Below are 2777 nucleotides of genomic sequence, written 5' to 3' on the forward strand. Positions count from 1 at the left end.
TCAAGAGAAGATGACGATCCCCTCAAGAGAAGATGACGATCCCCGATCATCGGCAAATCCGAATGCTTCCTGTCCTATCCGGCGACGGCTCATCGCGCACCTCAATCTTCCGACGAAGGTATTGAATCATCAATGATTCCAAACGTCTACAAATATCCGCGCACAGGTCTTGATCAACAGGGCAACGGACATCATGGTTGTGCCTACCATTTACAGTCCATCTTCCCTCTAACAAGTTGTTTTAATTAGTTATCGTCAGCGTCCCGGTATGATAAACTTCCGGTGTTGCTTAACTAATTTTCGCGGCTACCGTCGTGGCTGCCTGAGCAAATGCGCTTTCCATAACTTCTGTGAGTTCGTCGTGGAATTCCACCGGCACAATAAAACTATCGTGAATCGGCAGCGTAGGGACTCGCCGCTTGATCATTTCCGCCAGAACCACACGACAGACCTCAGCATCCACATTCTGAAGGCTCAAACCGATTCCTGTGTGGAAATAATTGCTTACCGGCTGATGCTTTGTCTTTAGAGCTGCGATCAGATCTCTCGCCTCGGATCGGCTGCCCCCCACGTAAGGAACAAGCGCACCATGCGCCTTGTCCGAGGTTGCGGCGTTGAGAAGAATATTGAACGCACGTTTGCAGAGTTGTCGATCCCACCCGTCCAAGGTGTAAGCATCATCATCGAGTGACTGACCCGCAGCCGCATATAGCAGCCGCGGGTGCTGCTGGTGATAGTCCAGTTCAACAGTAGTCTGTCCGTTGAGCCTGAACTTTCTGCGGTCCTGTTTACTTACGATTTGCCACCAACCGCCGTAAAATCGCCCGCCAAGAGTCCAGGCTCCATTGTAGACACGGTACAGCGACGCACGCATTGTGTTGACCGTGTGATTAGCGAATTTGATCATTCCATCATCAAGCGAAACCCCGTCCAGAACGATCTCGGTATCTCTCAGGGAGGCGTTTACCCGTTCGATGAATTTTCTATCTCTGTGCGTGCGCTCCGTGTCGCGATATCCCATCAAAACACCATTGCGATCCTTTAAGCGAATGAGTTCCCCAGGGGTGCTCTCGACTTTTAAAACGCCCACCTCGGCTAGACGAGGGGACGGCAGATAGCTGGACTGTATGCCCGTTGGGCGCCCTGCAGGCTGGAGGTCATGGCCGATGAGGAGTCCCGCAGCAAGCAATGCGTCAATGGCAGGCACCACGGTGTCGTATGTAAAGACACGATCACGGTACCTCTCTGTATGCTGCCACCAACCTTTGCGGCGTGAGTATGAAATCCGCCGTCCCGGCTTGCAACGTGCAGACATGATCGCATCGGCCATAATCACTGCCATGACAAATGCCGATTTCTTAGATTTTGCTGGGGGTAGTTCGACTAGTCTCGCAATGTCAGCGGGGTCCACGTCCCACCCCAGACACAGGTGCCGATCGCGTTTCGCGTCCCAATTTTGTTGACGCCGAGGAGCGAGTTCTTCCGAAGGATTGGCCGGGATATATCCCGACCGGAAAATCAGTTGTGCTCACTTATGCGCTTTTTATGCGCGTCACCGGTTGGCATCACATCTATCTCACAAGGACGGTGCGGCGGGCGCCAACCCCGAGATGCGCAGGTCCTCGAGTAGGGTTGCTCGCGGAAAAGGACTCGTCAAGCACCTTCCGATTGCCAGTACACCTCCCCATTCCTGACACCCATCGTCAGTTCAAGCAGCGGACGGGAGCCTAAGCCGCCAAGCCCCCTGATGGAAGGCAGGGATCCGCGACAAGTCCAGACGTGGGCTTGCTAAATTGCTAAAAGTTCCGAGACGCTGGATATGACGAACCAAGCGGCAGCACACGCAAAGTCGATGCTTGTTAAGATCGTGAGACTACCACCAACCGAAGGAATGGCCGAAGGGGTGAAGTCCCGAAAGAAGAGTGCCAACAGTAGCTAAGGTAGCGAGTACTATCTGGTATCGCTCTAATTTTAGCCGCTTCTCAAGGATGACGGCTTCCCCGTTCCAATAGAGGCGCCCATCATCATCAACTTCAAACTTGCCGCTTTCGTCCCATGTCATTCCATGTTTGGTCATTTTTCGCTGCCTCAAGGTTGACGCATGCCAGACCTGAATATCAGGCGAAAACAGTTCGCCCAGAGGACTTTACTAACCGCCGTGGACGACGTCTGAGTTGAATATAGCGAGGCCGTAGTCCGTGATGAAGTATTTCTCAAGCAGCAGGTCGGGAACAGTGAGTTTAGTCGCCGCTACCGCCTTGTCGAAAGCAGCTTTGGCTGTATCGCTTGTTTCAAACTCACCAATCAAGGTCGTGTTGGGAAGCTGATACCACTTACTGAGATTGGGCTCCCATATCCACGTCGACCATCCAGTCATATCAGCTTGATGGATAAACTCCGCATGAGGGTCAGGATGGTTCGCAGCAAGATCGTAGCAAGCAATGTATTTGGGCATTCAGCGAATCTCCTGTGAGTTTCCATGGCTATGGCGAACAAATCATTCGGCTCTGGCAAGCGAAAAAGCGGCTGATGAGCCGCTCCTACTGCTGGGTGAGCGATATCCCGCCTTGCCCGTTGGCTTGAATAGCAGGCCGCCTTCATCGACCTCCCGGTGACCTACCGCCACACATTGTCTGTTTGCAAGTCAGTATGTTGATTTGCGCTGAGAGTTGACCCGGGATTTGCACTGAGAAGTGACCCGCCTTTTAGGTATCGTTCGTGTCGGTCGTCGTGGTCAAGCTTCTCCGTTTCTCCTTTGCCGTTTTGGGTTCATGTGC

Annotated in this window: 2 protein-coding genes; both read right to left on the bottom strand. The window is 52.9% G+C overall.

What is annotated here, in order from left to right; all coding sequences use genetic code 11:
• Window positions 1-289 precede the first annotated feature (289 nt).
• Window positions 290-1342, bottom strand: coding sequence for a hypothetical protein (locus AB4048_RS28620; RefSeq protein WP_442205320.1), 1053 nt, complete (start codon window positions 1340-1342; stop codon window positions 290-292).
• 807 nt (window positions 1343-2149) lie between these two features.
• Window positions 2150-2455: a hypothetical protein gene (locus AB4048_RS28625; RefSeq protein ID WP_442205321.1), complete on the bottom strand. Its 306-nt coding sequence runs from the start codon at window positions 2453-2455 to the stop codon at window positions 2150-2152.
• Window positions 2456-2777: the final 322 nt, after the last annotated feature.

The organism is Rhizobium sp. RAF56, from assembly GCF_052113965.1.
In the GTDB taxonomy this organism is placed as follows: Bacteria; Pseudomonadota; Alphaproteobacteria; order Rhizobiales; family Rhizobiaceae; genus Rhizobium.

What these genes read in the sequence shown, in the direction of transcription:
- AB4048_RS28620 (WP_442205320.1), bottom strand. Translation starts at nt 1,342, where the DNA reads ATGGCAGTGATTATGGCCGATGCGATCATGTCTGCACGTTGCAAGCCG.
- AB4048_RS28625 (WP_442205321.1), bottom strand. Translation starts at nt 2,455, where the DNA reads ATGCCCAAATACATTGCTTGCTACGATCTTGCTGCGAACCATCCTGAC.